This is a genomic window from Pseudomonas sp. B21-035 (genome assembly GCF_024748945.1).
Taxonomy (GTDB): Bacteria; Pseudomonadota; Gammaproteobacteria; order Pseudomonadales; family Pseudomonadaceae; genus Aquipseudomonas.
Window position 1 is genome coordinate 1,393,995 of record NZ_CP087179.1, and the last position, 24,932, is coordinate 1,418,926.

Annotated in this window: 26 protein-coding genes and 1 tRNA gene; 17 read left to right on the top strand and 10 right to left on the bottom strand. The window is 62.2% G+C overall.

All coding sequences use genetic code 11. The annotated features are described in order from the left end of the window. Positions 1-1,254 carry an ankyrin repeat domain-containing protein gene (locus tag LOY22_RS06375; RefSeq protein WP_258596861.1) on the bottom strand — a complete coding sequence of 418 codons (1,254 nt, stop codon included), beginning with the start codon at positions 1,252-1,254 and terminating at the stop codon, positions 1-3. A 148-nt stretch (positions 1,255-1,402) separates the two neighbouring features. On the opposite strand from LOY22_RS06375, the gene LOY22_RS06380 reads away from it, so the two are divergent. After that, complete coding sequence (locus LOY22_RS06380) at positions 1,403-1,861, top strand: hypothetical protein (RefSeq protein WP_093386449.1); 459 nt, start codon at positions 1,403-1,405, stop codon at positions 1,859-1,861. On the opposite strand, the gene LOY22_RS06385 is transcribed toward LOY22_RS06380, so the two are convergent. Next, positions 1,803-2,753 (bottom strand): DMT family transporter, encoded by a 951-nt coding sequence (locus LOY22_RS06385; protein ID WP_258596863.1) that lies wholly within the window; start codon positions 2,751-2,753, stop codon positions 1,803-1,805. The genes LOY22_RS06380 and LOY22_RS06385 overlap by 59 nt on opposite strands. Before the next feature lie 91 nt (positions 2,754-2,844). Here LOY22_RS06385 and LOY22_RS06390 point away from each other — a divergent pair, with 91 nt between their 5' ends. Together LOY22_RS06390 and LOY22_RS06395 are read left to right on the top strand one after the other, a co-directional pair. Then, a complete protein-coding gene (locus LOY22_RS06390) occupies positions 2,845-3,726 on the top strand; it encodes a LysR family transcriptional regulator (RefSeq protein WP_258596865.1) in 882 nt (293 codons plus the stop codon). A 48-nt stretch (positions 3,727-3,774) separates the two neighbouring features. Further along, complete coding sequence (locus LOY22_RS06395) at positions 3,775-4,455, top strand: peptidoglycan DD-metalloendopeptidase family protein (protein ID WP_258596867.1); 681 nt, start codon at positions 3,775-3,777, stop codon at positions 4,453-4,455. Positions 4,456-4,461: 6 nt separating this feature from the next. On the opposite strand, the gene LOY22_RS06400 is transcribed toward LOY22_RS06395, so the two are convergent. Then, entirely contained in the window at positions 4,462-5,109 is a 648-nt protein-coding gene (locus tag LOY22_RS06400) for a TetR/AcrR family transcriptional regulator (RefSeq protein ID WP_258596869.1), read from the bottom strand. Between the two features lie 98 nt (positions 5,110-5,207). On the opposite strand from LOY22_RS06400, the gene LOY22_RS06405 reads away from it, so the two are divergent. Continuing rightward, on the top strand, positions 5,208-5,636 hold the full coding sequence (locus LOY22_RS06405) for a hypothetical protein (RefSeq protein ID WP_093386426.1): 429 nt from the start codon (positions 5,208-5,210) through the stop codon (positions 5,634-5,636). Here the strand turns inward: LOY22_RS06405 and LOY22_RS06410 are convergent, their stop codons facing one another. The 4 genes from LOY22_RS06410 to LOY22_RS06425 form a co-directional block, all read right to left on the bottom strand. Beyond that, positions 5,637-6,515 (bottom strand): tetratricopeptide repeat protein, encoded by an 879-nt coding sequence (locus tag LOY22_RS06410; protein ID WP_258596871.1) that lies wholly within the window; start codon positions 6,513-6,515, stop codon positions 5,637-5,639. It lies immediately after the preceding gene. A gap of 106 nt (positions 6,516-6,621) precedes the next feature. Then, entirely contained in the window at positions 6,622-7,920 is a 1,299-nt protein-coding gene (locus LOY22_RS06415) for an FAD-binding oxidoreductase (RefSeq protein WP_093386362.1), read from the bottom strand. Next, positions 7,917-9,005 carry a polyamine ABC transporter substrate-binding protein gene (locus LOY22_RS06420; RefSeq protein WP_045193519.1) on the bottom strand — a complete coding sequence of 363 codons (1,089 nt, stop codon included), beginning with the start codon at positions 9,003-9,005 and terminating at the stop codon, positions 7,917-7,919. Before LOY22_RS06420 ends, LOY22_RS06415 begins: the two co-directional genes overlap by 4 nt. 50 nt (positions 9,006-9,055) lie before the next feature. After that, the gene (locus LOY22_RS06425; RefSeq protein ID WP_258596874.1) at positions 9,056-10,414 is read right to left on the bottom strand and encodes a glutamine synthetase family protein; all 1,359 of its coding nucleotides are present in this window, start codon (positions 10,412-10,414) and stop codon (positions 9,056-9,058) included. A gap of 174 nt (positions 10,415-10,588) precedes the next feature. Here LOY22_RS06425 and LOY22_RS06430 point away from each other — a divergent pair, with 174 nt between their 5' ends. The 4 genes from LOY22_RS06430 (at position 10,589) to nadA (ending at position 15,262) form a co-directional block, all read left to right on the top strand. After that, positions 10,589-11,503, top strand: coding sequence for a helix-turn-helix domain-containing protein (locus LOY22_RS06430; RefSeq protein WP_045193518.1), 915 nt, complete (start codon positions 10,589-10,591; stop codon positions 11,501-11,503). A gap of 53 nt (positions 11,504-11,556) precedes the next feature. Further along, the gene (locus tag LOY22_RS06435) at positions 11,557-12,426 is read left to right on the top strand and encodes an oxaloacetate decarboxylase (RefSeq protein ID WP_045193517.1); all 870 of its coding nucleotides are present in this window, start codon (positions 11,557-11,559) and stop codon (positions 12,424-12,426) included. A 54-nt stretch (positions 12,427-12,480) separates the two neighbouring features. Next, positions 12,481-13,977 carry a YdgA family protein gene (locus LOY22_RS06440; RefSeq protein WP_176794291.1) on the top strand — a complete coding sequence of 499 codons (1,497 nt, stop codon included), beginning with the start codon at positions 12,481-12,483 and terminating at the stop codon, positions 13,975-13,977. 226 nt (positions 13,978-14,203) lie between these two features. After that, on the top strand, positions 14,204-15,262 hold the full coding sequence (nadA, locus tag LOY22_RS06445; RefSeq protein ID WP_258596877.1) for a quinolinate synthase NadA: 1,059 nt from the start codon (positions 14,204-14,206) through the stop codon (positions 15,260-15,262). A gap of 58 nt (positions 15,263-15,320) precedes the next feature. Here nadA and LOY22_RS06450 read toward each other — a convergent pair whose 3' ends face one another. Next, positions 15,321-16,754, bottom strand: coding sequence for a M48 family metalloprotease (locus LOY22_RS06450; protein ID WP_045193514.1), 1,434 nt, complete (start codon positions 16,752-16,754; stop codon positions 15,321-15,323). 124 nt (positions 16,755-16,878) lie between these two features. Here LOY22_RS06450 and LOY22_RS06455 point away from each other — a divergent pair, with 124 nt between their 5' ends. Beyond that, a complete protein-coding gene (locus tag LOY22_RS06455) occupies positions 16,879-17,118 on the top strand; it encodes a sulfurtransferase TusA family protein (RefSeq protein ID WP_258596879.1) in 240 nt (79 codons plus the stop codon). 24 nt (positions 17,119-17,142) lie between these two features. Next, entirely contained in the window at positions 17,143-18,213 is a 1,071-nt protein-coding gene (locus LOY22_RS06460; protein ID WP_045193511.1) for an AI-2E family transporter, read from the top strand. Positions 18,214-18,286: 73 nt separating this feature from the next. Here the strand turns inward: LOY22_RS06460 and LOY22_RS06465 are convergent, their stop codons facing one another. Both LOY22_RS06465 and LOY22_RS06470 read right to left on the bottom strand, forming a co-directional pair. Further along, positions 18,287-18,760 carry a peroxiredoxin gene (locus tag LOY22_RS06465; protein ID WP_093386334.1) on the bottom strand — a complete coding sequence of 158 codons (474 nt, stop codon included), beginning with the start codon at positions 18,758-18,760 and terminating at the stop codon, positions 18,287-18,289. Positions 18,761-18,771: 11 nt separating this feature from the next. Then, positions 18,772-19,332 (bottom strand): glycine cleavage system protein R, encoded by a 561-nt coding sequence (locus LOY22_RS06470; RefSeq protein ID WP_038996628.1) that lies wholly within the window; start codon positions 19,330-19,332, stop codon positions 18,772-18,774. 260 nt (positions 19,333-19,592) lie between these two features. On the opposite strand from LOY22_RS06470, the gene dapA reads away from it, so the two are divergent. The 7 genes from dapA to LOY22_RS06505 all read left to right on the top strand — a co-directional run bounded on the left by dapA (position 19,593) and on the right by LOY22_RS06505 (position 24,922). Beyond that, on the top strand, positions 19,593-20,471 hold the full coding sequence (gene dapA, locus LOY22_RS06475) for a 4-hydroxy-tetrahydrodipicolinate synthase (RefSeq protein WP_258596883.1): 879 nt from the start codon (positions 19,593-19,595) through the stop codon (positions 20,469-20,471). Positions 20,472-20,488: 17 nt separating this feature from the next. Beyond that, positions 20,489-21,601 (top strand): outer membrane protein assembly factor BamC, encoded by a 1,113-nt coding sequence (bamC, locus tag LOY22_RS06480; protein WP_093386324.1) that lies wholly within the window; start codon positions 20,489-20,491, stop codon positions 21,599-21,601. Then, positions 21,602-22,360, top strand: coding sequence for an MBL fold metallo-hydrolase (locus LOY22_RS06485; protein WP_093386320.1), 759 nt, complete (start codon positions 21,602-21,604; stop codon positions 22,358-22,360). A gap of 27 nt (positions 22,361-22,387) precedes the next feature. Then, positions 22,388-23,098 (top strand): phosphoribosylaminoimidazolesuccinocarboxamide synthase, encoded by a 711-nt coding sequence (purC, locus tag LOY22_RS06490; RefSeq protein WP_093386315.1) that lies wholly within the window; start codon positions 22,388-22,390, stop codon positions 23,096-23,098. 93 nt (positions 23,099-23,191) lie between these two features. Next, positions 23,192-23,281: transfer RNA gene (locus LOY22_RS06495), tRNA-Ser, on the top strand. Positions 23,282-23,775: 494 nt separating this feature from the next. After that, positions 23,776-23,970, top strand: coding sequence for a hypothetical protein (locus tag LOY22_RS06500; protein WP_258596887.1), 195 nt, complete (start codon positions 23,776-23,778; stop codon positions 23,968-23,970). Positions 23,971-24,013: 43 nt separating this feature from the next. After that, positions 24,014-24,922: an SDH family Clp fold serine proteinase gene (locus tag LOY22_RS06505; protein ID WP_258596889.1), complete on the top strand. Its 909-nt coding sequence runs from the start codon at positions 24,014-24,016 to the stop codon at positions 24,920-24,922. Positions 24,923-24,932: the final 10 nt, after the last annotated feature.

Sequence of the window (24,932 nt, forward strand, 5' to 3'; positions counted from 1 at the left end):
TCAGTTGAACAGGCGCTGGCGCAGCGCGTCGATGCGTTCGGCCTCGGCCAGATAGTCGGCGGCACCGAGGTTGCTGTACAACGTGCCGGCCTTGATCCGCTTGGCATCGCGCCGCTGCTGCTCGGCGCGTTCGAGCAACGCCTTTTGCAAGGCACTGGCACTGTCCGGCGAGGCTTCAAGCAGTGGCCGGGCCATGATCTCGGCGCTGTCCAGGTGGTCCTGGGCGATGGCGCTGAGCACCGCACTGGGTTCACTTATCGCCCCCAGGCCCAGCAAGCGCTTGGCCAGCGCCGGCGTTACCTGCGCAGCGCCTACCAGCAGCGTGTCGGCTTGCACCGGCATGCCCTGGTCGAGCAACCAGCTGGCAGCTTCCAGGTGGCCGTGCTGCAGGCAGCATTCCAGGCTGGCGCCGTGTCCGCGCAGCACTTCTCTCAGGTCGCAGCCGGCCTTGCGCAGGGCTGCCAGGCGCTCGATATCGCCATGGCTGGCCGCATCGAGCAGCGCCAGTTGGCGCAGGCGTGGTTGTCCGGCGAGGCTGCCGTCAGCCAGTGCCGGGCGCCAGTCCAGTACTCGTTCGCGTAGCAAGGTCTCAAGCCGCGCCTTGAGCGTCACGCCCGACTCACCGGCTGCTTCCAGTTCATCCAGCGCTTCGAGCAGTTCGCTGGCGCTGCTGTACTCGGCCTGCGGGTCGAACGGGTCTTGTTCATAGGCCAGCAGGTGGAACAGCCCGGCGATGTCGTCGGCGATGCGTGCCAGGCTGTCCTGGTGCAGGCTGCCGGCCCAGGCTGGCGGCAGCCCGCGGCTCCAGGCGATCACCGCGCCATGGTTGGGGCCCGGGGTGACGCACACGTACAAGCGCTCCAGATATTCGAATCCGCCGAACGGCAGGTAGTCGAGCTTGCCGTTCCAGGGGCGGCCGTGTTCCCGGGCGGCTTCTTCGGCTTGCTCCTGTTCGTGCTCGATCCAGCCCCAGAGGTCGCGGTAGCCGTCACTATCCGGGTAGAACAGCTCGCTGAAGGAGAACGGGTGGCGGTGGCCGTCGTAAACCACTTCCAGGTCATAGCCGACGCGACCGCCCAGGCAGGTCTGCCACAGCTGCAACAGCCCTGCAGGTAGCGGGCCGCTCAGTTGGGCTTCGATCCGCGCCAGGGTGGCGGCGTCGATTGCAGGTTGAGTATCGAAAATCACGCAGCCTTCGAACAGGGCCAGGTGGTGGTCCTGCAACAGCTGATGTTCGGCGGGGGAGAGTTCCATTCGTGGTCCACCTTCGGATTGGGCCGCAGACTCTAGCACGCGGCGAAACCCTCATTGTATTGCCCGCAAGCCTCACGCCGAATTGATCTAAACGCCAGGAGTGAGAGGGGTAAAATGGTATCGACGCTGTAGCGCAGGAGTCATGGCAATGAAATCCTTCAGCACACTTGCGTTCACCACGGCACTGGCTGCGTTGCTGGTGGCCTGGCCGGCCCAGCACGCTCAAGCTGCGCAGTACCAGGAGCCGATCGACATGTCCGGGGTCAAGTTGCAACCCCAGGAGCAGAATGGCGTGAGCTATGTCAGCGGCGGAATCGGCATCGATGAGTCGCGGGCCATTCAGCAAGTCCAGGGCTATAACTTGCATCTGACCTTCTCGACCGGCCCCGAGAACAAGTATGTGCCGGATGTCGACCTGGCGATCCAGGGCGGGCAGGGGCAAACCTTGCTGCAACTGAGCCAGGTCGGGCCGATGGTCTACGTCAAGCTGCCGCCGGGTCATTACAACCTGGTCGCCTCGCGCAATGGCGTGCAGCAACTGGGCGCCGTCAACCTGGTTCCCGGCCAGACCGGCACGGTGAACCTGCACTGGCCGCAGGACAACTGAGCCGTGCCGGCACGCGGTTGACCAGCAGTATGCCGCTGATCAGCAGCGTGCCACCGGCCAGCATGGCGCCGCTCAGTTGCTCGCCCAGCAAAAGGGCGCCCGCGACCACGGCGGTCAGCGGGTTGAGGGCAATGAAACTGCCGGCCCGGGTGGCGCCGATCCTGGCGATGGCGTCGTAATACAGCACGTACGCCAGCGCCGAACCCAGTGCCCCCAGGTACCCCAGGCTGAGTAACTCGGGCGCCGACAGTGCGTGCAATGCGCTGATGCTCAGGCTGCCATTGAGCAGGGCGTGCACGCTGAGCATCGCTGCCCCGGCGAACACCGCATAGGTCACCGTGTGCAGCGCGCCGAGCTGTTTCACCAGGCCGCTGCAGCAGACACTGAAGATCACCCAGCTCAGCACGCAGCCGAAGATCAAGCCATCGCCGAGCCAGCTGCCCTGGCCAATCGCTGCGGGCGCCCGGGCCAGCACCACCCAGCCCGCGCCCAGCAGGCACAGGGCGATGTCGAGCAACTGTGTGCGGCCCAGGCGCTGCCTGAAACACAGGTAGGCCATGATCGCCATGACCGCAGGGTTGCTCGCCACGATCAGCGAAGCCCGGGAGGCATCGGTGTACTGCAGGCCATGGAAGAAGAACAGCGTATAGGCATAGATGCCGGCAAACCCCAGGCCGGCGACTTGCACGGCCTGGGTCTTGCTCAGCCGGACAAAACCCTTTTTCGACACCCGCAGGATGATCGCCAGCACCAGGCTGGCCAGGGCAAAGCGCAGGCTGCCGAGCATCAACGGATCGACAGCGCTGGCCACGGCGCGACCGGCAACGAAGGTACCGCCCCAGATCATCGCGACCAGCGCAAGTTTCAGGTAGGTGCAAAACTGAGACGGCATGGCGGGCCCCGGCTGACGGCGTACAGGTGATGCGCCATACTTGTTCGAATGCCGACTCATAGGGAAATGAGCAATTGCTCATGGGCTTTCGATGACTTTGACCCAGCTGGAAATCTTCGCCGTGGTCGCTGCGCGCAAGGGCTTCACCCTTGCCGCGGCGCAACTGAAAATCTCCCAATCAGGGGTGTCTCACGCCATCCGCGCCCTGGAGCAAGAGCTTGGCGTGGCCCTGTTCGAGCGCCAGCAGGGGCAGATCGAGCTGAGCGATATTGGCAGCCGCCTGCTGCCGCGGGCCCAGGCCATGCTCGGCCTGGCCGAAACCCTGCGCCAGGAAGCCCACGATGCCCGTGGCATGAAGCAGGGTACGCTGCGCATCGGCTCGTTCGGGCCGACAGCGTCGGTGCGCTTGCTGCCGGCGATTCTCGCTGCCTACCGCCAGGCGTACCCCGGTATCGAGGTGCATGTCGACGAAGGTCCGGACCGCCAGGTGCTGCACTGGCTGCAGGAGCGGCGCATCGATGTCGGTTTCGTGGTGCTGCCTGAAGAGCAGTTCGACAGCTACCCGCTGCTGGAGGACCAGATGGTTGCGCTGCTGCCCGCCGACCATGCGCTGGCGCAGCTCGCTTCAGTGACGCTCAAGCAACTGTGCCTGGACCCGTTCGTGCTCACCGAGGCCGGTTCAGCCGAGATCGTCTCGCGGCTGTTTCTTGCCGCCAGGCTGCAACCCCGCATTCGCTACCGCACCTCGCAACTGCTCAGCACCCTGGAGATGGTTGCCCGTGGTGACGGTGTGAGCATCGTCGCACAATCGTCCTTGCCGTTGCCCACGAGCCTGGCTTATGTGCAGCGCCCGCTCGATCCGCCGGTCAAGCGGAGGGTGGGGCTGGCGGTGGTCGATGAGCGCATCATCTCGCCCGCGACCCGGGCTTTTATCGAACTTGCACGGACATTGCCGCGTAACGCTGCGGACTGATTTATAGTAGCGCCCTCGTCAACGGCGTCTCCGGGAAAAGGAAGTGGTGTGTTTTTCAGGTTTGTTCTGATCGCCGTAATGCTGGCGATGTCTGCATGCAGTTCGCATTCCCCAAGCCCCGGTAGCTCCGCCAACAAAGTCGTGGCCGGCACCTACAAGGTCAAGCGCGGCGATACCCTGTACTCGATTGCCTCGCGCCATGGCTGGAACTTCAAGGAACTGGCGCGCTACAACGGCATCAGTGCGCCCTATGCGGTGAATGTCGGCCAGACCATCCGCTTCGGCGGCTCGAAAACCACCACGCGCACCACCAGCAGTGCCAGCAAGGCCCGGCCCGTGGCGCCGGCCACCAAGGTCACCCTGCGCGGCTGGGCGTGGCCGCTGCAGGGCACGCTGATCCGCCGCTATTCCTCTGCCGACAAGCTCAACAAGGGCATTCGCATCGCCGCTACCCCGGGCCAGCCGGTGTACGCCAGCCTGGGTGGCAAGGTCGCGTTCGCGACCAACATCCGCGGCTATGGCAACCTGATCATCCTCCAGCATGGCACTGCCCATGCCAGCGTCTACGGCCACAACAGCAAGTTGCTGGTCAAGGAAGGCCAGACCGTCAGCAAGGGCCAGAAGATTGCCGAAGCCGGCGACCTGGATACCGACCGCGTGCAGCTGTACTTCGAAATCCGCCAGAACGGCAAGCCGATCGATCCGCTGAGCGTGTTGCCGGCCAGCTGAGGATGCTCAAGGCGTCGCTTGCAGGTAGTGGGCGATGATCTTCACGCTCAGTTGCAGACGTTGCTCGATGTCCTCGCTGGCCGGGGTATAGGCCGGCATGCTGACCGCCTTGAGAAACAGGTCGGCCTTGAGCATCTCCAGAAACTGGCAAGCAACCAGGCTGAGGGTTTGCCGGTCGGCCTGGATACCGTGCAGTTGCCCCAGGCGCTCGGCCAGCAACTGGTAGCTGCGCTCGGGGCCCAGGGTGTAGAAGTGCTCGCCGATCTGCGGAAAACGCGGCGCTTCGGACACGATCAAGCGATACAGGCCGATGCTTCTGGGCGCCAGCAGGCCGTGCAGAAAGCGGCGCCCGTAGTGTTCGAGCACGCGTTCAAGCGAGTCGTGTGCGGCGCTGCCGGGGTCTGGGGCAACGAAGATCTCTTCGATCATTCGTTCAATCACTGCGGCAAACAAACCTTCCTTGCCGCCGAAGCTGCTGTACAGCGTCCCGCGTGAGCCGCCGGCCAGGTCGATGATCATGTCCAGGGTGGCGCCTTCAAAACCGTGCTCGATAAACGTCCGGGTGGCCGCCTCGATCAATGCGTGGCGGCGCTGAAGCCCGCGAGCGGTGAGGCGCGGGCTGGCCTTCCTGGGGTTTTCGCAGTCAGTACTCATGGTTGCTTGTCCGTCACTTAACGAGAACAAATCTCGTTTGGGTTGATCTTTGCTGAAAGAAGTGTATCGTACAGTACAGTATTAAATCGAGGTGTACGATGATGCTCAACCAATGGGTTCTGTTCGATGCCGGTGAGTTTCCGCTGGTTCACGTCAAGTCCATGCCTGCCAATCTTGACGAGGTAGAGCGCTGGATTGTCGAGGTCGAAGCGCTGCTGACGCGCAACCGTGAGTTTGTCCTGGTCTATCCGCCCATGCCGCCAGCGGCCGAGGACGACTTGCAGGCGCGCAAGCGTCTGGTGCTGTGGCTCAAGGGCCAGCGCCAGTGGCTGGCGTCGTGGTGCCGGGGCATGGTCCTGACGGCAACCGGGCAGCCGGGCAACCTTGCCGAACTGACCGGCCTGGCACCGGTATTGGCAGCAGTTTATGGCGTGCCGGTGCACGCCGTCCCCGGGGCGGCGCTGGCCCATAACCTGGCCTTGAGCCTGTTGACCACAGGGCGGGCATCGCAGCAGCCGGTGGCCTGATCAGCCATTGGGCCTGGCCTGCAGCAGCGGGTCGTGGGGGTTGATCTGGCGCAGGGCATCGAGCAGTTGCGCGGCTTCTGCGGGTTTGTGTTCTTGTTGCAGGTAGTGCATCAGCGCCAGGCGCAGGTCTCGGTTGTAGGGGTGCTGTTGCAGGCTGCGCCACAGTTGCTCGCGGGCCTTGGCTGGCTGCCCCTGGTCATGCAGGGCCACCGCCAGCACATAGCCGAAGCCAGCATTCTCGGGCTCCAGCTGGACGGCTTGGCGAAAGGCCTTGAGCGCCGCCTCGCGTTGGCCCTGACGAATCAGCGCCAGGCCGCTGGCCTGGTGCAGCAGGGCGGCTTGCGGATGCCGGGCCAGGGCCTGGTCAAGCTCGGCCCGTGCCTCTGTGCTGCGGCCCTGGCTGTCGAGCCATTGCGCCAGCGCTACCTGTGCCGGGAGGAAATCGGCATCGCGCCGGATCGCGCTGCGCAGGTAACCTTCGACCTCGGCGCCACGACCACTGGCCTGATAGAGCTGGGCCAGGTTGAGATTGGCTTCGGCGCGCTCCAGCAGGCTCAACTGCACCTGCTCGTACTCGCCGATGGCCTTGTCGAAGGCCGCTTCATGCACGCCAAGGCCCGCAGCCCGGGCCGCCAGCAAGGCATGGGCGGCGGCGATGCGCACCGCCCGTGTCGGGTCTCGCAGCAGCGGTGCCAGTAGGTCGGCGCGCTGCTCGGCAGGCATAAGCGCCGCCACTGCTTCAAGGGCGCTCAGGCGCACTTGCGCCGCGGGGTTCTTCAGCTCGCGGGCGGCAGCCTTGAAGCTCTGCTCGCTGGGGTAGTTGGCCAGTTCGGCGAGCAAGGTGGCGCGGCGGATGGCCGGCAGTTGCCGGTCCTGCATTCCCTCCGAAGCCTGTCATGCGCTGAAACAAAGACTTAACTGAAAGTAGCTGCAATTGGGTCAGTCGCAAGGAAAAGAAGGATGTTTGTCGGACGGCTAACCGTCCTTAGCCCAGCACCTCGCGCAGCCGGTACCAGAACATCCCCAACGCCAGCAACGGCGAGCGCAGGGCCTTGCCGCCGGGGAAGGTCAGGTGCGGCACCGCGCTGAACACATCCAGGCCCTGGCTGTGCCCGGCGTGAATGGCTTCGGCCAGCAGCCGCGCGGTCCAGTGGGTGACGTTCAGGCCATGGCCGCTGTAGCCCTGGGCATAGAACACGTTCGGGTGCTGTTGCAGGCGGCCGACCTGGGGGAAGCGATTGGCGGTGATGCCAATCTTGCCGCCCCACTGGAAGTCGATGCGGGTATTGGCCAGTTGCGGGAACACCTTGAGCATCTTCGGTTTCATGTAGGCAGCGATATCCGCAGGGTCGCGCCCGGAGTAGTGGCAGGCGCCACCGAACAGCAGGCGGCGGTCGGCGGACAGCCGGTAATAGTCGAGGCCGACCTTCTGGTCGCACAGCGACAGGTTCTGTGGAATCAGCTGCTCGGCCTGTGCCTGGGACAGCGGCTCGGTGGCGATGATGTAGCTGCCGGCGGGCAATACCTTGCCGCTCAGGCGCGGCTCCAGTTCATCCAGGTGCGCGTTGCAGGCCAGCACCAGGCTGCCGGCGCGCACCGTACCGTGGCGGGTGCGTACCTGCGCAGTGGCGCCATGGCTGATTTCCAGCACCGGGCTCTGTTCGAAGATGCGCACGCCGAGGGATTCGGCCACGCGTGCCTCGCCCAGCACCAGGTTGAGCGGATGCAGGTGGCCCGAGCCGCGGTCGATCAGGCCGCCGGCATACAGGTCGGAGGCGACCACCTGATGCATCTGCTCAGGCCCGATCAATTGCGTTTCATGCCGATAATTCTGCTCGGCCAGGCTTTGCTGCTCGGCACGCAAGGCGGCGAACTGCGCCGGGGTGTTGGCCAGTTCGCAAAAGCCCCAGCGCAGGTCGCAATCGATGCCGTGGGTGCGGACGCGCTCGGCCACCACCTCGACCGATTCGATGCCGGCGCGTTGCAGGTACTTCACCCCCTCCTGGCCGACGTAGCGGGCGAAGCCCTCGACCTCATGGCCGATACCGCGGATCAGCTGGCCGCCGTTGCGCCCGCTGGCGCCCCAGCCGATGCGCCGGGCTTCGAGGAGGATCACCGAGAGCCCGCGCTGGGCCAGTTCGATGGCGCAGTTGACCCCGGTAAAACCGCCGCCGATCACGCAGACATCGGCCTGCAGATCGGCGCCCAGGGCAGGGTAGGGCGCCAGGTCATGGGCCGTGGCGCTGTAGTAGGAGCGGGCGTGTTCAGGGCTGTACTGGTTCATTTGTTCGACTTCACTTTGCTCCAGGAGCGGGTCATCAGGCGCATGATCGCCGGCGTCGGGGTGCTGGACACGTACAGCTTGTCGAGCACTGCTTGCGGTGGGTAGACCTCGGGGTTGTTGACCAGCTCCGCGTCCATGTACTGCTTGGCCGGCGGGTTGGCGTTGGCATAGCCGACCACGCCGCTGACCTTGGCGATCACTTTCGGGTCGAGCAGGTAGTTGATGAAGGCGTAGGCCTCTTTCGGGTTGCTGGCGTCGGAAGGAATCGCCAGCAGGTCGAACCACAGGTTGCTGCCTTCCTTGGGAATGGCGTAGGCGATGTTCACGCCGTTGTTGGCTTCCTTGGCGCGGTTGGCGGCCTGGAACACGTCGCCCGAATAGCCGAAGGCCACGCAGATATCGCCGTTGGCCAGGTCCGAGACATATTTGGACGAGTGGAAATAGGTGATGTAGGGGCGCAGGGTCAGTAGTTTGGCCTCGGCCGCCTTGTAGTCTTCAGGCTTTTCGCTGCGCGGATCCTTGCCCATGTAGTTGAGGATGGCGGGGAACAGTTCGTCGGCCGAGTCCATGAACGACACGCCACACTGGCTGAGCTTTTTCAGGTTCTCGGGCTCGAACATTACTGCCCAGGAATCGATGTGGTCGACGCCCAGCACCTGCTTGACCTTGTCGACGTTGTAGCCGATGCCGTTGGTGCCCCACAGGTAGGGCACCGAGTGCAGGTTGTCGGCGTCGTTCTCCTGGAGGAACTTGAGCAGCACCGGGTCGAGGTTCTTCCAGTTCGGCAACTGCTCGCGGTCCAGTTTCAGAAAGGCCCCGGCTTTGACCTGACGGGCCAGGAAGTGGTTGGAAGGTACGACCACGTCGTAGCCGGTGCGACCGGCGAGCAACTTGCCTTCCAGGGTTTCGTTGGAGTCGAACACGTCGTAGATGACCTTGATACCGGTGCTGCCCTGAAAATCCGCCAGGGTGGTTTCACCGATGTAGTCGGTCCAGTTGTACACGCTGACACTGGGCTGGGCCTGGGCCACGGCGCTGACCAGCAGCGCCAGGGTTGCAGTTACGACTGTTTTCATGGGACGCATATCGACACCTTTTTGAATTGTTGTTTTCGATACTTGTTACAAGCTCGGGCTCAGACGCTGAGCAGCAGGAATTCGCGCTCCCAGGAACTGATCACCCGTTTGAAGTTCTCGTGCTCGGCACGCTTGACCGCCACGTAGCCGCGGACGAACTTGCTGCCCAGGTACTGCTCGATGGTCGGGCAGTCTTCCATGTGCGCCAGGGCGTCTTCGATGGTGATCGGCAGGCGCAGGTTGCGCCGCTCGTAGGCGCGGCCCTGGACCGGAGCGCTGGGGTTGATCTTCTCGACCATGCCCAGGTAGCCGCACAGCAGGCTGGCGGCAATCGCCAGGTAAGGGTTGGCATCGGCGCCGGGAAGGCGGTTTTCCACGCGCATCGCCTCGGGGCTCGAGGTCGGTACGCGCAGGCCCACGGTGCGGTTCTCTTCGCCCCATTCGACGTTCACCGGCGCCGAGGTGTCGGGCAGGAAACGGCGGAACGAGTTGACGTTGGGGGCGAACATCGGCAGCACTTTGGGGATGTACTTTTGCAAGCCGCCGATGTGATGCAGAAACAGCTCGCTCATTTGCCCGTTGACGTCGACGAAGATCGGCTTGCCGGTGGCGATGTCGACCACACTCTGGTGCAGGTGCATGGCGCTGCCCGGCTCGTCGCCCACTGGCTTGGCCATGAAGGTGGCGGTGACGTTGTGCTTGAGCGCCGCCTCGCGCATGGTGCGCTTGAACACGGTGATCTGGTCGGCAAGGTCGAGGGCGTCGCCGTGACGGAAGTTGATTTCCATCTGCGCCGGGCCGTCTTCGTGGATCAGCGTGTCGAGGTCCAGGCCCTGGGCTTCGCACCAGTCATAGACGTCTTCGAACAGCGGGTCGAATTCGTTGGCGGCATCGATCGAGAACGACTGGCGGCCGCTTTCGGCCCGGCCCGAACGGCCCAGCGGTGCTTGCAACGGCAAGTCCGGGTCTTCGCAGCGCTGGGTCAGGTAGAACTCCATCTCCGGGGCGACGATGGGCTGCCAGCCCTTGTCGGTGTAGAGCTTGAGGACTTTCTTGAGCACGTTGCGCGGCGACAGCTCGATCGGGTTACCTTGCTTGTCGAAGGTGTCGTGGATCACCACGGCGGTCGGCTCGATGGCCCATGGCACCACGTACACCGCCGCCGAATCCGGGCGGCAGACCATGTCGATGTCGGCCGGATCGAGCAGGTCGTAGTAGATGTCGTCGTCGACAAAGTCCCCGGTTACCGTTTGCAGAAGCACACTTTCCGGCAGGCGCATGCCTCGTTCATGCAGGAACTTGTTGGTCGGTGCGATCTTGCCGCGGGCGATACCGGTCAGATCACTGACCACGCACTCGACTTCGGTAATCTTGTGTTCTTTCAGCCACGCAGACAGCTGATCGAAAGGGGCATTCATAAAGACCTCGTTGTTGGTTTTATCCACGCCAGGACCGGCAGTTGCGACCGGCTTGCCACCCAAGCGGCTTCCCCTGTAGCGCGTTGAGGTCTATCTTGGGTGACGCTTGCGCATTCGATCTATCCACTTTCAGCAAGACTAAAATGCACCAAAAGAGTGCATAAAGAGCAGCTCATGACAGCGTCAACGCCTTTGCGGGTTCAAGCTTTCAATACCGCCGATGTCACCGAACAGGTCCGTGCCACCCCGGGCTGGACCCAGCATTACCAACAGATGTCTCCCGGGCATTTCGCCGGCCAGCTGCGCTGCCTCGACCTGCAGGGCGTGGAGATCTACGAGGAGTGCATGAACACCCGGGTCGAACAGAATTTCAGTGCGCCGGCCGGCTCCCTGGCGTTCTGTTTCGACCGCAACGATCACAGCCTTTACGTGCTCAATGGCGAAAGCCGCAACATCTGGATCACCCCGGAGAACTACCAGGAAGTGGCCGTGGTGTTCGGCCCGGAATTCGTCCAGCGCCACAGCCTGGACATCGCCCGCCTCGACGGGCTGTTCATGGCGCCGTTGAACTCGATGCAGAACGAGCTGTTCAGCCGCTGGCTGAGCGGCACCCTCACGCGCATCTCGCAGACCATCGACCCGCCAAGCCAGGACGCATTGGCCGCGCAGTTGCTGGAAGACTGCCTGTTCATCCTCGATAACGCGTGCATCTGCCTCGATCGCGGGGCGTTGTGGCGGCGTACCGAAGAGCGCGCAATCATGCGCAAGGTTGGCGAATGGGCGGCAGATTGCCCGGAAGAAACCCTCAATCTGCTTGAGCTTTCGCAGGTTGCCGGGGTGTCCCTGCGCCAGCTGCAGCACGCCTTCAAGACGTTCACCGGCATGGCCCCGGCGCAGTGGCTGCGCTTGCGCCGGCTCAACAGTGCACGGCGTGAATTGCTCAGTTGCACGCCCAGCGATACCACCGTCGCCGAAGTGGCCATGCATTGGTCGTTCTGGCACCTGGGACGGTTTTCCGACAGCTACCGCAAGCTGTTCAAGGAGCTGCCCAGCGAGACCCTGAAGCGCGTGGCGCTGTCAGTCAGATAGCCAGCAGTGGTAATGTTCGACCTACTAAATGAAGTCGATAGCCTGGAAAGACCATGCCAAGAGCCTCCCACCAAGACCTGCGTCGCGCGTTCCGCCAACTGCTTGCCTCACCTGCCTGCTACCACACCGCCTCTGTTTTCGACCCGATGTCGGCGCGCATTGCCGCTGACCTGGGCTTCGAGGTGGGGATCCTCGGCGGTTCGGTGGCCTCCCTGCAGGTGCTGGCCGCCCCTGACTTTGCCCTGATCAGCCTGAGCGAATTCGCCGAGCAGGCGACGCGGATCGGCCGGGTGGCGCAACTGCCGGTAATTGCTGACGCCGACCACGGCTATGGCAACGCGCTCAACGTGATGCGGACGGTGACCGAGCTTGAGCGTGCCGGGATTGCCGCGCTGACCATCGAGGACACCCTGCTGCCGGCCCAGTTCGGGCGCAAGTCCACCGACCTGATCAGCATCGCCGAAGGGGTCGGCAAGATCCGTGCGGCGCTGGAGGCGCGAGTTGACCCGGAGCTGTCGATCATTGCCCGCACCAACGCGGCGCTGATTGCCACCGAAGAAGTCATCGCCCGCACCGTGGCCTACCAGAACGCCGGCGCAGACGCCTTGTGCATTGTCGGTATCCGCGACTTCGAACACCTGGAACAGATTGCCGCACACCTGAGCGTGCCGCTGATGCTGGTCACCTACGGCAACCCGCAACTGCATGATGATGCGCGCCTGGCCGAGCTGGGCGTGCGCATTGCCGTCGATGGTCATGGCGCCTACTTTGCCGCGATCAAGGCCACCTACGACTGCCTGCGCGAGCAGCGCGGCATCACCAGCAGCACCTCGGACCTGAGCGCCACCGAACTCACCCATACCTACACGCAACCGGACGACTACATCGTCTGGGCCCGCGAGTACATGGACGTCAACGAATAGGCCGCAAGGCTTAGTCAACGCAACAACTCTCTACAAATGGAAGCGAAACAATTCATGAAGAAATCTACAGGCGTACTCGGCCTCGCAGTGGCAGTGGCAGCGGTGTGCACCGCGGGTGCCTGGTACACCGGCAAGCAACTGCCAGGCGTGCTGGCAACCACCATCGCCGAATCCAACGCCCAGACCAAGCAGGCGCTGGTGGGTATGGACACCCTCGTGGAGCTTGAGCTGGTATCGCTGGACAGCCATCTGTTCAGCAGTACCGCCAAATACCGCCTCAAGGTAAAAAACCTGCAGGTTGGCGAAGACAGCAAAAGCTTCGAGCTGAATTTTGTCGACCAGATCGAACACGGGCCGTTGCCGCTGTCGCGGGTCAAGGCGCTGAAGCTGATGCCGGTCATGGCAGCCAGTCATTACAGCCTGGAAAAAGACGCGGCCACCGCCGACTGGTTCGCCCTGACCAAAGACGTTTCGCCGCTGCAAGGCCAGGTTGCCTACGGCTACGATCGCTCGATGGACAGCGCTTTCCAGGTGGCGCCGATCGAGTGGAGCAAGGACGGCTCGTCGCTGAAGTTCTCCGGGTTTGAAGTCACCGGCCACGGCAACGAAGGCGCCGAACACGTGCAGCTCACCGGCCAGTCGGGCGGCCTGAGCCTGAACCTGGTCGACCCTGACAGCAAAGTGCTGAAAGTCGAGATCAAGGGCCTGAGCCTGACCGGCGACATGACCAAGACGCCGTTCGGCTTCTATGTCGGCAAGATGGACATGGCCGTGGCTGATACGGTCGCCACCTTCGGCGATGAGCAAAAGGTCCTGAAGCTCAAGGGCCTGGCGCAGAACAACGAGTACAAGAACGACGGCGACAAGCTCTCGGCACGCATGGAATACAAGGTTGGCGACATCAACTTTGACGGCAAGGCCATCGGTGCCGGCGAGATGGTCTGGAGTCTCAAGCGTCTCGACATCCCGGCCATGCAGGCACTGATCGGCTGGTACCAGAGCCGCCTGCCTGAGTTCCAGCAGGCCGCTGCCGAAGGTGCAGGCATGCCGGACCTGGCGATGACCGAGGCTGAAACGGCCCAGGTGCGCAGCGATGTGCAGCGCCTGCTGGCAGCCAAGCCGCAGATCGCCCTGGAGAACCTGTCGTTCAAGACTGCCAATGGCGAAAGCCGTTTCAGCTTCAGCGTCGACCTGGCCAACCCGACCTCCCTGGAGCTGCCACCCGAGGAGCTGTCCAAGCAGCTGATCACCCAGCTGCAGAGCAAGCTGTCGCTGTCCAAGCCGATGATCGGTGACCTGGCGACCCTGCAGGCGCAGTTCGAAGGCCAGACCGATGCTGCCATTGTTTCCCAGCAAGCGGCCCAGGCCGGGGAAATGGTCAGCATGATGGCGGTGCAGAGCCAGATGGCCAAGGTCGAGGGCAATGACATTGTTACCTCGCTGCACTATGCCGATGGCATGGTCGACTTCAACGGCCAGAAGATGACCGTTGAGCAGTTCGCCAGCGTGATCATGGCCAACGCCAGCGCAATGCAGGCGACCGGCGGTTGATGTTCAGGCCCGGGGCGCCCGCCCCGGGCTTGTTTCACTAAAAAAACCTTTTGAATTCATTCGATTATCTGTAGCCTTCGGCATCCTATAAAAACCCGAGGCCGCAGCTGGTCCGTGGTTCTGTGCGCAAGGCTGTTTTGCCCTGCCTGTGGAGCCTGTAGCCGATTTGCCAGGGCTCGGTGATACACTCGACTTACGCGCTCAAGCGCCTGCAGGTCCAGCGATCATGACCCAGATTTCCGAACGCCTTCTCGTCCAGGCTCACCTCGATGCCAAGCAGCCCACGCCGCTGACGCCCGAGCAAGAGGCCGACTACCGCGCCGCCATTGCCGCCGAACTCAAGGCGCAAAATGCGGTGCTGGTTGCCCACTACTATTGCGACCCGGTGATCCAGGCCCTGGCCGAGGAAACCGGTGGCTGCGTGTCCGACTCGCTGGAAATGGCCCGCTTCGGCAAGAATCACGCGGCCTCGACCGTGGTGGTCGCCGGGGTGCGCTTCATGGGCGAGACGGCCAAGATCCTCACCCCGGAAAAGCGCGTGCTGATGCCGACCCTCGAGGCGACCTGCTCGCTCGATCTCGGCTGCCCGGTGGAGGAGTTCTCGGCGTTCTGCGACAAGCACCCCGAGCGCACCGTGGTGGTGTATGCCAACACCTCGGCGGCGGTCAAGGCCCGCGCCGACTGGGTAGTGACCTCAAGCTGCGCGCTGGAAATCGTCGAAAGCCTGATGGACAACGGCGAGACCATCATCTGGGGCCCGGACCAGCACCTGGGCCGCTACATCCAGAAACAGACCGGCGCCGACATGCTGCTGTGGGACGGTGCCTGCATCGTTCACGAAGAGTTCAAGTCGCGCCAACTGGCCGACATGAAGGCGCTGTACCCGGATGCGGCAATCCTGGTGCATCCGGAGTCGCCCGAGGCGGTGATCGAGCTGGCCGACGCAGTGGGCTCCACCAGCCAGCTGATTGCTGCGGCGCAGACCCTGCCGAACAAGACCTTCATCGTCGCCACCGACCGCGGCATCTTCTACAAGATGCAGCAGCTGTGCCCCGACAAGATCTTCATCGAAGCGCCTACCGCCGGTAACGGCGCGGCCTGCCGCAGCTGCGCGCATTGCCCGTGGATGGCGATGAATACCCTGGAGCGCACCTTGCAGTGCCTGCGGGAAGGCACTAACGAGATTTTCGTTGAGCCGGCGTTGATCCCCCAGGCGATAAAGCCGCTCAAGCGCATGCTCGACTTCACCCAGGCAGCGCGGATGAAGTTGTCCGGTAACGCCTGACGACGCCTTCGCGGGGCAAGCCCGCTCCTACGGTAGGAGCGGACTTGCCCCGCGATGCTTAGCGCATCATGTCCTTGACCATCCGCTGCTGCTCCATCAGCTCGCGCTGACGCGCATCGATCTTCGACGCCAGGACGAAGTTGTTGCCGGCGCGCTGCTTGGCGTAGTCGAGCTGCTGCAGGGCCTGGTCGAAGTCGCCCACCAGGGCAAAGTATTCGGCGCGGGCCTGGTGCAGGCCGATGGTGTTGCCCGACAAGCCCCGCACTTCCGCCACGTCATACCAGACGTCCGGGTCTTCAGGACGGTTCTTGAGTAGCGCATCCAGCGCCTTCTCTGCCTCGGCAGGGCGGTTCTGCTTGAGCAGCAGGTCGATGCGCGCCTGTTGCAGCGGGTAGTTGGCCGGGTACAGGCTGCGCATCCGCTCAACCCGTTGCTGGGCATCGGGCAGGCGGTTGTTGGTGATGTCCAGGTCGATCTGCGCCAGGTTGTAGGTGATGTCGTTGGGCGCCTTGGCCAGCAGCGGCTTGAGGTTCTCGCGCGCCTCGTTCAGGCGCCCGCCCTTGATCTGCGCCAGCGCCAGGCCGTAGCGGGCGGCGTCCATCTGCGGGTTTTCGTCGAGCTGGGCCTGGAAGCGCTTGGCGGCAAGGCCGGGGGTGCCTTCGTAGATCAGCGCCACCCGGGCACGAATCAGCTGGTAGCGCATGCTGTCTTCGGTGCCACCCTTGGGCGCCTGTTCGGCGCGGTTGCGGGTGTCGGCGATGCGCGATTCGGTAACCGGGTGAGTCAGGAGGAATTCCGGCGGCTTGGCGTCGTAGCGGTACTGGCGCATCAGGCGCTCGAACATGGTCGGCATGTTGCGCGGATCATAGCCGGCCTTCTCAAGGTTGAGGATACCGATGCGGTCGGCTTCCTGTTCGTTCTGCCGCGAGAAGCGTCGCTGCTCCTGGATGGCGGCCGCCTGGGTGCCGGCAATTGCGGCAATACCGGCATCACCGGCACCTGCCGCGGCGGCGACGATGCCGATCAGCAGCGCGCCCATCATCGGCAACTGCATGCGCTGCTGGGCCTCGACGCCGCGGGCGAAGTGGCGTTGCGACAAGTGCGCCAGTTCGTGGGCCAGTACCGAGGCGTATTCGCCTTCGGTCTGGGCATTGAGGAACAGCCCGCCGTTGACCCCGACGATCCCGCCGGGGGCGGCAAAGGCGTTGAGTTCGCGGCTGTCGATGAGGATGAACTCCAGGCGCCGGTCTTGCAGCTGGCTGGTTTCGGCCAGGCGGTAGACGCTGGTTTCGACGTAATCCTTGAGCTGGGGATCGTTCAGTTGGTTGACATTGCCCCGCAGCAGGCTGAGCCAGGCGCGGCCCAGCTGGTGTTCCTGTTGCGGGGAGACAATGGCAGAACTGGCGTCGCCGAGTGACGGCAGGTCGTCGGCATGGCTGGGGAGCGCCATCAAACAGGCCAGCGTCAGCAGGGTAGGGCGCAGAAAATTCATGCACGAAGCTCTGGTCGACAAAGAACCTTACTGTAGCCCGCTCGCACGTTGGCGACCAGTGGCGGTATCCTACCAGGCTTGTTCAAAATGCTACCTGTGCCCGTATTCCTGCCTGGAGAACCCCATGAGCGCTATCCCGACCCATGACGCCGAACTCGACGCCAGCGGGCTGAACTGCCCGCTGCCGCTGCTCAAGGCGAAGATGGAGCTCAATCGCCTGGCCACTGGCGCAGTGCTCAAGGTGATTGCCACCGACGCCGGTTCCCAGCGCGACTTTCGCACTTTTGCTCGATTGGCCGGTCATACGCTGCTGCTCGAAGAGGCCGAGGCCGGTGTTTACACCTACTGGCTGAAGAAGGCCTGAGTTTTTTCTGTTAAAGGATCGTCAATGTTCAAGGTGCTTCGCGACTGGATGCAGCGCTACTTCTCCGATGAAGAAGCGGTGGTGCTGGCGGTCTTGCTGTTTCTGGCGTTCACCGCCGTCCTGACCCTCGGTGGCATGCTCGCGCCGGTGCTGGCGGGGATGGTTCTGGCGTTCCTGATGCAAGGCCTGGTCAACGCCCTGGAGCGCCTGCGGGTGCCCACGCGCTATGCGGTCGGGCTGGTGTTCATGCTGTTCATGGGCGCCCTGGCGGTGTTCCTGCTGGTGCTGGTGCCGCTGCTCTGGCACCAGTTGATCACTCTCTTCAATGAACTGCCGGGCATGCTCGGCAAGTGGCAGTCGCTGTTGTTGCTGTTGCCCGAGCGCTACCCGCACCTGGTCTCCGACGAGCAGGTGCTGCAGGCCATCGAGGTGATGCGCGGCGAGATCGGCAAGTTCGGCCAGTGGGCGCTGACCTTCTCGCTGTCGAGCCTGCCGCTGCTGGTCAACATCATGATCTACCTGGTGCTGGTGCCGATCCTGGTGTTCTTCTTTCTCAAGGACCGCGAGCAGATCGCCGATTGGGTCAGTGGCTACCTGCCCAAGGAGCGGGCGCTGATGACCCGGGTGGCCGAAGAAATGAACCGGCAGATCGCCAACTACATTCGCGGCAAGGGCATCGAGATTCTGATCTGTGGCGTGGCCACCTACATCGCCTTCATCAGCCTGGGGCTCAACTATGCGGCGTTGCTGGCCCTGCTGGTCGGCCTATCGGTGGTGGTGCCCTATGTCGGCGCGGTGGTGGTGACCGTACCGGTAACCCTGATTGCGCTGTTCCAGTGGGGCTGGGGTGATCAGTTCATTTACCTGATGGCGGTGTACGCGATCATCCAGGCCCTGGACGGCAACGTGCTGGTGCCGCTGCTGTTCTCCGAGGCGGTGAGCCTGCACCCGGTGGCGATCATCTGCGCGGTGCTGCTGTTTGGCGGGCTGTGGGGGTTCTGGGGGATCTTCTTTGCCATCCCGCTGGCGACCCTGTTCAAGGCCGTGCTGGATGCCTGGCCGCGGCGAGAGCCGGTGGTGGCGCCGCTGCTTTGAAAGCATCGCGGGGCAAGCCCGCTCCCACAGTGAGTGAAAGAACCTGTGGGAGCGGGCTTGCCCCGCGATTGGCTTATCTTGCGTTCAGCGCCTGCGCTTCAGCCAGCACGGCATCCACGTGCCCGGGCACCTTCACCCCACGCCAGGCCTTGCGCAGCACGCCGTCCTTGTCGATCAGGAAGGTGCTGCGGTCCACGCCCAGGTATTCCTTGCCGTAGAGTTTCTTCAGCTTGATCACGTCGAACAGCTGGCACAGGGCTTCGTCCTTGTCGCTGATCAGCTCGAAGGGGAAGGCCTGCTTGGCCTTGAAGTTCTCGTGGGACTTGATGCCATCACGCGATACGCCGAACACCTGGGTGTTGGCCGCTGCAAAGGCTGCATGCTGGTCACGGAAACCCTGGCCTTCGGTGGTGCACCCCGGGGTGCTGTCCTTGGGGTAGAAGTACAGCACCACCTGCTGGCCTTTAAGCCCAGCCAGGCTGACGGTCTGGCCGTTGGTGGCCTGGGCCTCAAAATCGGCGACGGGTTGGTCGAGTTCAACGGCCATGAAAAGCTTCCTTACATCGGGTTCTGTGGGCGCCACGGTTCGATCAGCGCATCCAGGTTCAGCGCATCGGAGAAGTCCAGGAACTGGTCACGCAGCCAGCTGATCTGGGTACCTGCCGGCAGGGTCACGGTAAAGGTGGCGTTGAGCATGGTGCCGCCGGTCTGCGGGGCCTGGTAGGTGTCGCAGGTGAGGTTCTCCAGCTCCACATGGTGGTCGATGAAGAACTGGCACAGCTCGTTGATGATGTCCGGGCGGTAGGCGGCACTGACATAGGCCACGTACGGCAGCGACAGCGGGCGAACTTCGAGCTCGGCGCTGCGCACCACGTTGACGGTGAAGGTGTGCTTCTTGGCCAGGCCCGGCAGGGCGCCTTCGAAGCGCGCCAGGGCGTCCCAGCTGCCGGCGACCTGCAGGACCAGTGCACTGCACTCGCCGTGGCGGGTCAGGCGCGAGGTGACGACCGAGCAACGATTGTCGTTGCTGGCCCGGCACAGGATGTTGGTCAGTTCCATGGGATTGGCACCCAGGGCGCTGATGACAAGGAATTGTTCGCGAACGGTGGGGGTGGACATGCAGCATTCCTAAAGCGATGAGCGGTCGGTACCTGACGTGGCAAAAAGGCCGGTAGGCAGGCGCCCGGGGCTCAGGATCGAGCCTTGCGGCGCTGGCTACGCGCATTGTCGGCAGCCCGGCGGGCCACTATGTACCGATCAAAGACAGAAGGGTAGCGAAAATGGCCGCCGAGGGGAATGCTCCGCCCGCCTGCTTCGCTTGTGCAAGGCCGATGGCGCCAGTACCATTACCGCTCTCTTTTTCCGGCAGGAGCAGTTTCATGATTGCGGGCAGTATGGTGGCATTGGTCACACCCATGGATGCACAAGGGCGTCTTGATTGGGACAGCCTCAGCAAACTCGTGGACTTCCACCTGGAAAACGGCACCCACGCCATCGTTGCCGTCGGTACTACCGGCGAGTCGGCGACCCTGGATGTCAATGAGCACATTGAAGTCATCAAAGCGGTGGTCAAGCAGGTCAATGGCCGTATCCCGGTGATCGCCGGCACCGGCGCCAACTCCACCAGCGAAGCCGTGCACCTGACCCGCAACGCCAAGGAAGCCGGCGCCGATGCCTGCCTGCTGGTGGTGCCGTACTACAACAAGCCGACCCAGGAAGGCCTGTTCCAGCACTTCAAGCACATTGCCGAAGCCGTCGACATCCCGCAGATTCTCTACAACGTCCCTGGCCGCACCTCCTGCGACATGCAGGCCGAGACCGTGATCCGTTTGTCGACCGTGCCGAACATCATCGGCATCAAAGAGGCCACCGGCGACCTCAAGCGCGCCAAGGCCATCCTTGACGGCGTCAGCAAGGACTTCATCGTCCTGTCCGGCGATGACCCGACCGCTGTCGAGCTGATCCTGCTGGGCGGCAAGGGCAACATCTCTGTTACCGCCAACGTCGCCCCGCGAGAAATGGCCGATCTGTGCGAAGCCGCCCTTGAGGGCAATGCCCAGAAGGCTCGCGCAATCAACGAACAACTGATGCCGCTGCACAAGGACCTGTTCATCGAAGCCAACCCGATTCCGGTGAAGTGGGCTCTGGTTGAAATGGGCCTGATGCACAAGGGCATCCGCCTGCCACTGACCTGGCTGAGCGAATCCTGTCACGATACGGTACGCCAGGCGATGCGCCAGTGCGGCCTGAAGTTTTAATTGAGGACGTACACCGCATGAAGCGATTGGCTGGTCTTTCCGCCCTTGCCTTGATCATCTCCAGTACCAGCGGTTGCGGCTGGCTCTGGGGCGAAGAGGGTTACTTCCGTGACCGTGGCAGCGATTATCTGGAGGCCACCCAGAAGCCGCCAATGCAGCTGCCACCGGACGTCAGCAGCGCCAAGCGGCTCGACCCGCTGCTGCCGATCCCGCGCAACGTCGCCGACGACAACGTCAAGGGCGAATTCGAAGTGCCGCGTCCGCTGCCGTTGAACGCCGCGGCCGACATCAGCGATTTCAGCCTGCAGAAGAGCGGCAGCTCGCGTTGGGTCCTGGCCCAGCGCTCGCCGGCCGAAGTCTGGCCGGTGGCCCGTCAGTTCTTTGAAGACAACGGCTTCCGGATTGCCGAAGAGCGTCCGCAAACCGGCGAGTTCAACACCACCTGGCAGCGTTTCGACGAGCTCTCGGCATCCATGGCCAAGCGCCTGGGCAGTGCCTCGAGCAGCAGCGACAACGAAGTCCGTGCGCGCATCCGCATCGAGCCGGGCGTGCAGCGCAACACCAGTGAAGTCTACGTCGTGACCGTCGAACGCCCGGCCGGCAGCACTGCCGAGCAGGAATTCCCGGCACGTTCGGCCAACACCGGTGTTGACGCCATCCTGGTCGACGAAATGCTCGCCAGCATGACCCGCAGCGCCGAGAAGGGCGGTTCGGTGTCGTTGCTTGCCGCCCGCGACTTCGATACCCCGAGCCGCGTCAGCCTCAGCGAAGACGGCAGCGGCAACCCGGTACTGAACCTGGGCGCCGACCTCGATCGCGCCTGGTCCAGCGTTGGCCGTGCCCTGGAGCAGGGCGAATGGCGTGTTGAAGACATCAACCGCAGCCTGGGCCTGTACTACATCAACCTTGCCGAGAAAGCCGAGACCAAAGAGCAGCCAGGCTTCTTCAGCCGCCTGTTCGGCAGTGCGCCGAGCAAGGAAGAGCGTGAAGCCCGTGCCGAGCGCTACCAGGTTCGCCTGAGCAAGGTGGGCGAAAGCGTCCAGGTCACCGTCGAGAAGAACATCAACACCGTGGCCCCGGCAGACGTTGCCCGCCGCGTGCTGAGCGTGATTCAGGACAACCTGGGTTAAGTGCGCTTCGCCGTACTTGGAAGTGGAAGCCAGGGAAATGGCACGCTGATCGCCAGTGGCAATACCTTGCTGCTGGTCGATTGCGGCTTTTCCCTGCGTGAAACCGAGCGGCGCCTGGCGCTGCTCGGCGTTTCTGCGGCGCAATTGAGCGCGGTGCTGGTCACCCACGAACATGCCGACCACGTGCATGGGGTCGGGTTGCTGTCGCGGCGCTACAATGTACCGGTCTACCTCAGCCGCGGCACCTTGCGCGGCATGCGCAAGCCGGTCGAGGCCGCAGGCTTCCTGGCCGCCAACGACACCTTGCAGCTGGGCGACCTGAGCGTTACCGCCGTCGGCGTCACTCACGACGCGCTGGAGCCGCTGCAGTACGTGTTTGGCGATGGCAGCCGGCGCTTTGGCGTGCTGACCGACCTGGGCTCGTATGATGCGGCCCTGCTCAGCAGCTACCAGGGCCTGGACGCCCTGCTGATCGAGGCCAACCACTGTCGCGACCTGCTCGGACGCGGGCCTTACCCGATGTTTCTCAAGCAGCGGGTGGGTGGCGACTACGGACATTTGAACAACCATCAGGCCGCGCGCCTGGTGTCGGAGCTGGACTGGCAGAACCTGCAACACCTGGTGCTGGCCCATCTCAGCAGCAAGAACAACCAGCCACAGCTGGCCCGGCAATGCTTCGTCGATACCCTCGGCTGCGACCCGGACTGGCTGCAAGTGGCCAATCAGGATTCCGGGCTCGACTGGCGTGAAATCGCCTAGCCCATCATTTAGCAAGCGGAGCCCATCATGGAAAAACGTGAAGAACTCTACCGCGGCAAAGCCAAGTCGGTTTACAAGACCGACGACGCTGACCGCTTGATCCTGCTGTTTCGCAACGACACCTCGGCGTTCGACGGCAAGCGCATCGAACAGCTCGACCGCAAGGGCATGGTGAACAACAAGTTCAACGCCTTCATCATGCAAAAGCTTGAAGAAGCCGGCATTGCGACCCAGTTCGACAAGCTGCTGGGCGACAACGAATGCCTGGTCAAGAAGCTCGACATGATCCCGGTCGAATGCGTCGTGCGTAACTACGCCGCCGGCAGCCTGGTCAAGCGCCTGGGCGTCGAAGAAGGCATGAAGCTCACCCCGCACACCTTCGAGCTGTTCCTCAAGGACGATGCCAAGGGCGACCCGTTCATCAACGAATCCCACGTCGTGGCCTTCGGGTGGGGCACCGCCGAGCAACTGGCGAAGATGAAAGAGCTGTCGCTCAAGGTCAACGACGTGCTGAACAAACTGTTCGACGACGCTGGCCTGCTGCTGGTCGACTTCAAGCTTGAGTTCGGCGTATTCCACGGCGAGATCGTCCTGGGTGACGAATTCAGCCCGGACGGCTGCCGCCTGTGGGACAAAGAAACCCGCAAGAAAATGGACAAGGACCGCTTCCGCCAGGGTCTGGGCGACGTTATCGAAGCCTACGAAGAAGTTGCCAAACGCCTGGGCGTGCCGCTGTAACCGGCAAGTTCACGCAAGCGCCTGATACCACGCGAATTTTTTTCGCAAACAGGCTTTGCCTTTCGGCAAACTGCTGGTATCATGCGCGCCACTGGAGAGATGCCGGAGTGGCCGAACGGGACGGATTCGAAATCCGTTGTACTGGCAACAGTACCTAGGGTTCAAATCCCTATCTCTCCGCCATTACATGTAGTAGATGAAGCCCCCGTAAACAGTGATGTTTACGGGGGCTTTTTCGTTGCTGAAAAAATTTTAGGGAATTTTTAGGGCAAAAATTTTCTCTTGTAGGCCGCTGTAGGTCGCTGTAGCCCCCGTAGACGCACTTTGCGCTAGAGGTGTGGGTTGACACTCCAATGCTCGGAATACCTCTCCAGAAAGCGTCGCAAGGCCTTCGTTTGATATCTATATGCCATCTCTGTGATCTCAATTTTTACGTGGTCAAGGAAGGGGATGAGTGGTGAAAAATCCTATGGCGCCGAGATTTTCTATCGGCTACATTCAGTTCATCGAAGGTTTCACGGCGTGGAACACTTCGCTGGATGCGGCGGTCGTAGCGTTACGGTCGTCGGTTATTTCGACGGAATTGATACGCGTGCTTCCAAAGCGAATATCGTTTTGCTAGCATCGCGACCCAAATTTAGGGGCTGGCTTTCCTGCCGGCCTCATTGGAGCAAAGCATGCAAACTCATCGCACTGATTTCGAGGCTGGTTTCGCGCTGTTAGGTCTGAATCCTAACCCAGGCCCTCAGTACCCTGGCGCTGCGACCTACACCCGACAATTCAAAAAGTGTTCGATCCTGACTGAAGTAAATGTCAGCTATGCGACGAGCACTTCTGCGACTGAACTGATCAAAAAAGCTTCCGATAAATAACACCTGTCGCGAAGTTTGGGCCCGGGAGTTCCCGGGCTTTTTTATGGATGAAGATATGCCAAATTGGACACAGGTTTTAGAAGAGATAATAATCGTACAGCAAGGTGGCGGTAGCGGCATCGATGTTGTTAGGCGAAAATATCTTGCGCTTCTGCATAAAAAAACTAATCGAAATGTCATCGCTTTCTATTCTGGTTTCTTGCAAAAACCTGGTTATACCATGGGGCATGTCAACGATGATGATAAAAATGGGTTGATGAATGCCATCCATGGATTAGACAGGAGCCTTGGCCTCGATCTGATTTTGCATACTCCAGGTGGTGACATATCAGCTGCCGAATCCATTGTTCACTATCTTCGGCAAATGTTTGGGAATAATATTCGAGCTGTTATTCCCCAGATAGCTATGTCGGCAGGCACGATGATGTCCTGTGCCTGTTCAACTCTGGTAATGGGTAAGCAATCTAATATTGGGCCTTTCGATCCTCAGTTCGGTGGCATTCCGGCTCACGGGGTATTGGAGGAGTTTGAGAAAGCAATTGCAGCGGTCAAGGAAGATCCTCGAACGACCCCAATCTGGCAAGCTTTAATCAGTAAGTATCATCCCTCATTCCTTGGCGAATGCGAGAAAGCCATTGAGCTTGCTGATCAGATTGTTCGTGCCTGGTTGGTTTCCGGTATGTTTGATGGGGATGAAGAAGCAGTAGATAAGGCTAATAGAATTGTAACCGCTCTCAATGATCACGCGGGCACCAAGACCCACGCTAGACATTTTCACATTGAGGACGCAGTAGGGTTTGGTCTGAAAGTCGAGCGGCTTGAGGATGATCCGGAGTTGCAAGATCTTGTGTTGACAGTTCATCACACTTACATGCATTTCTTTGCCAACACCAAGGCTGGCAAGATTATCGAAAACCACCAGGGCGCTGCGATTGTTCATCAGGCCCACTAAATAGACAAAT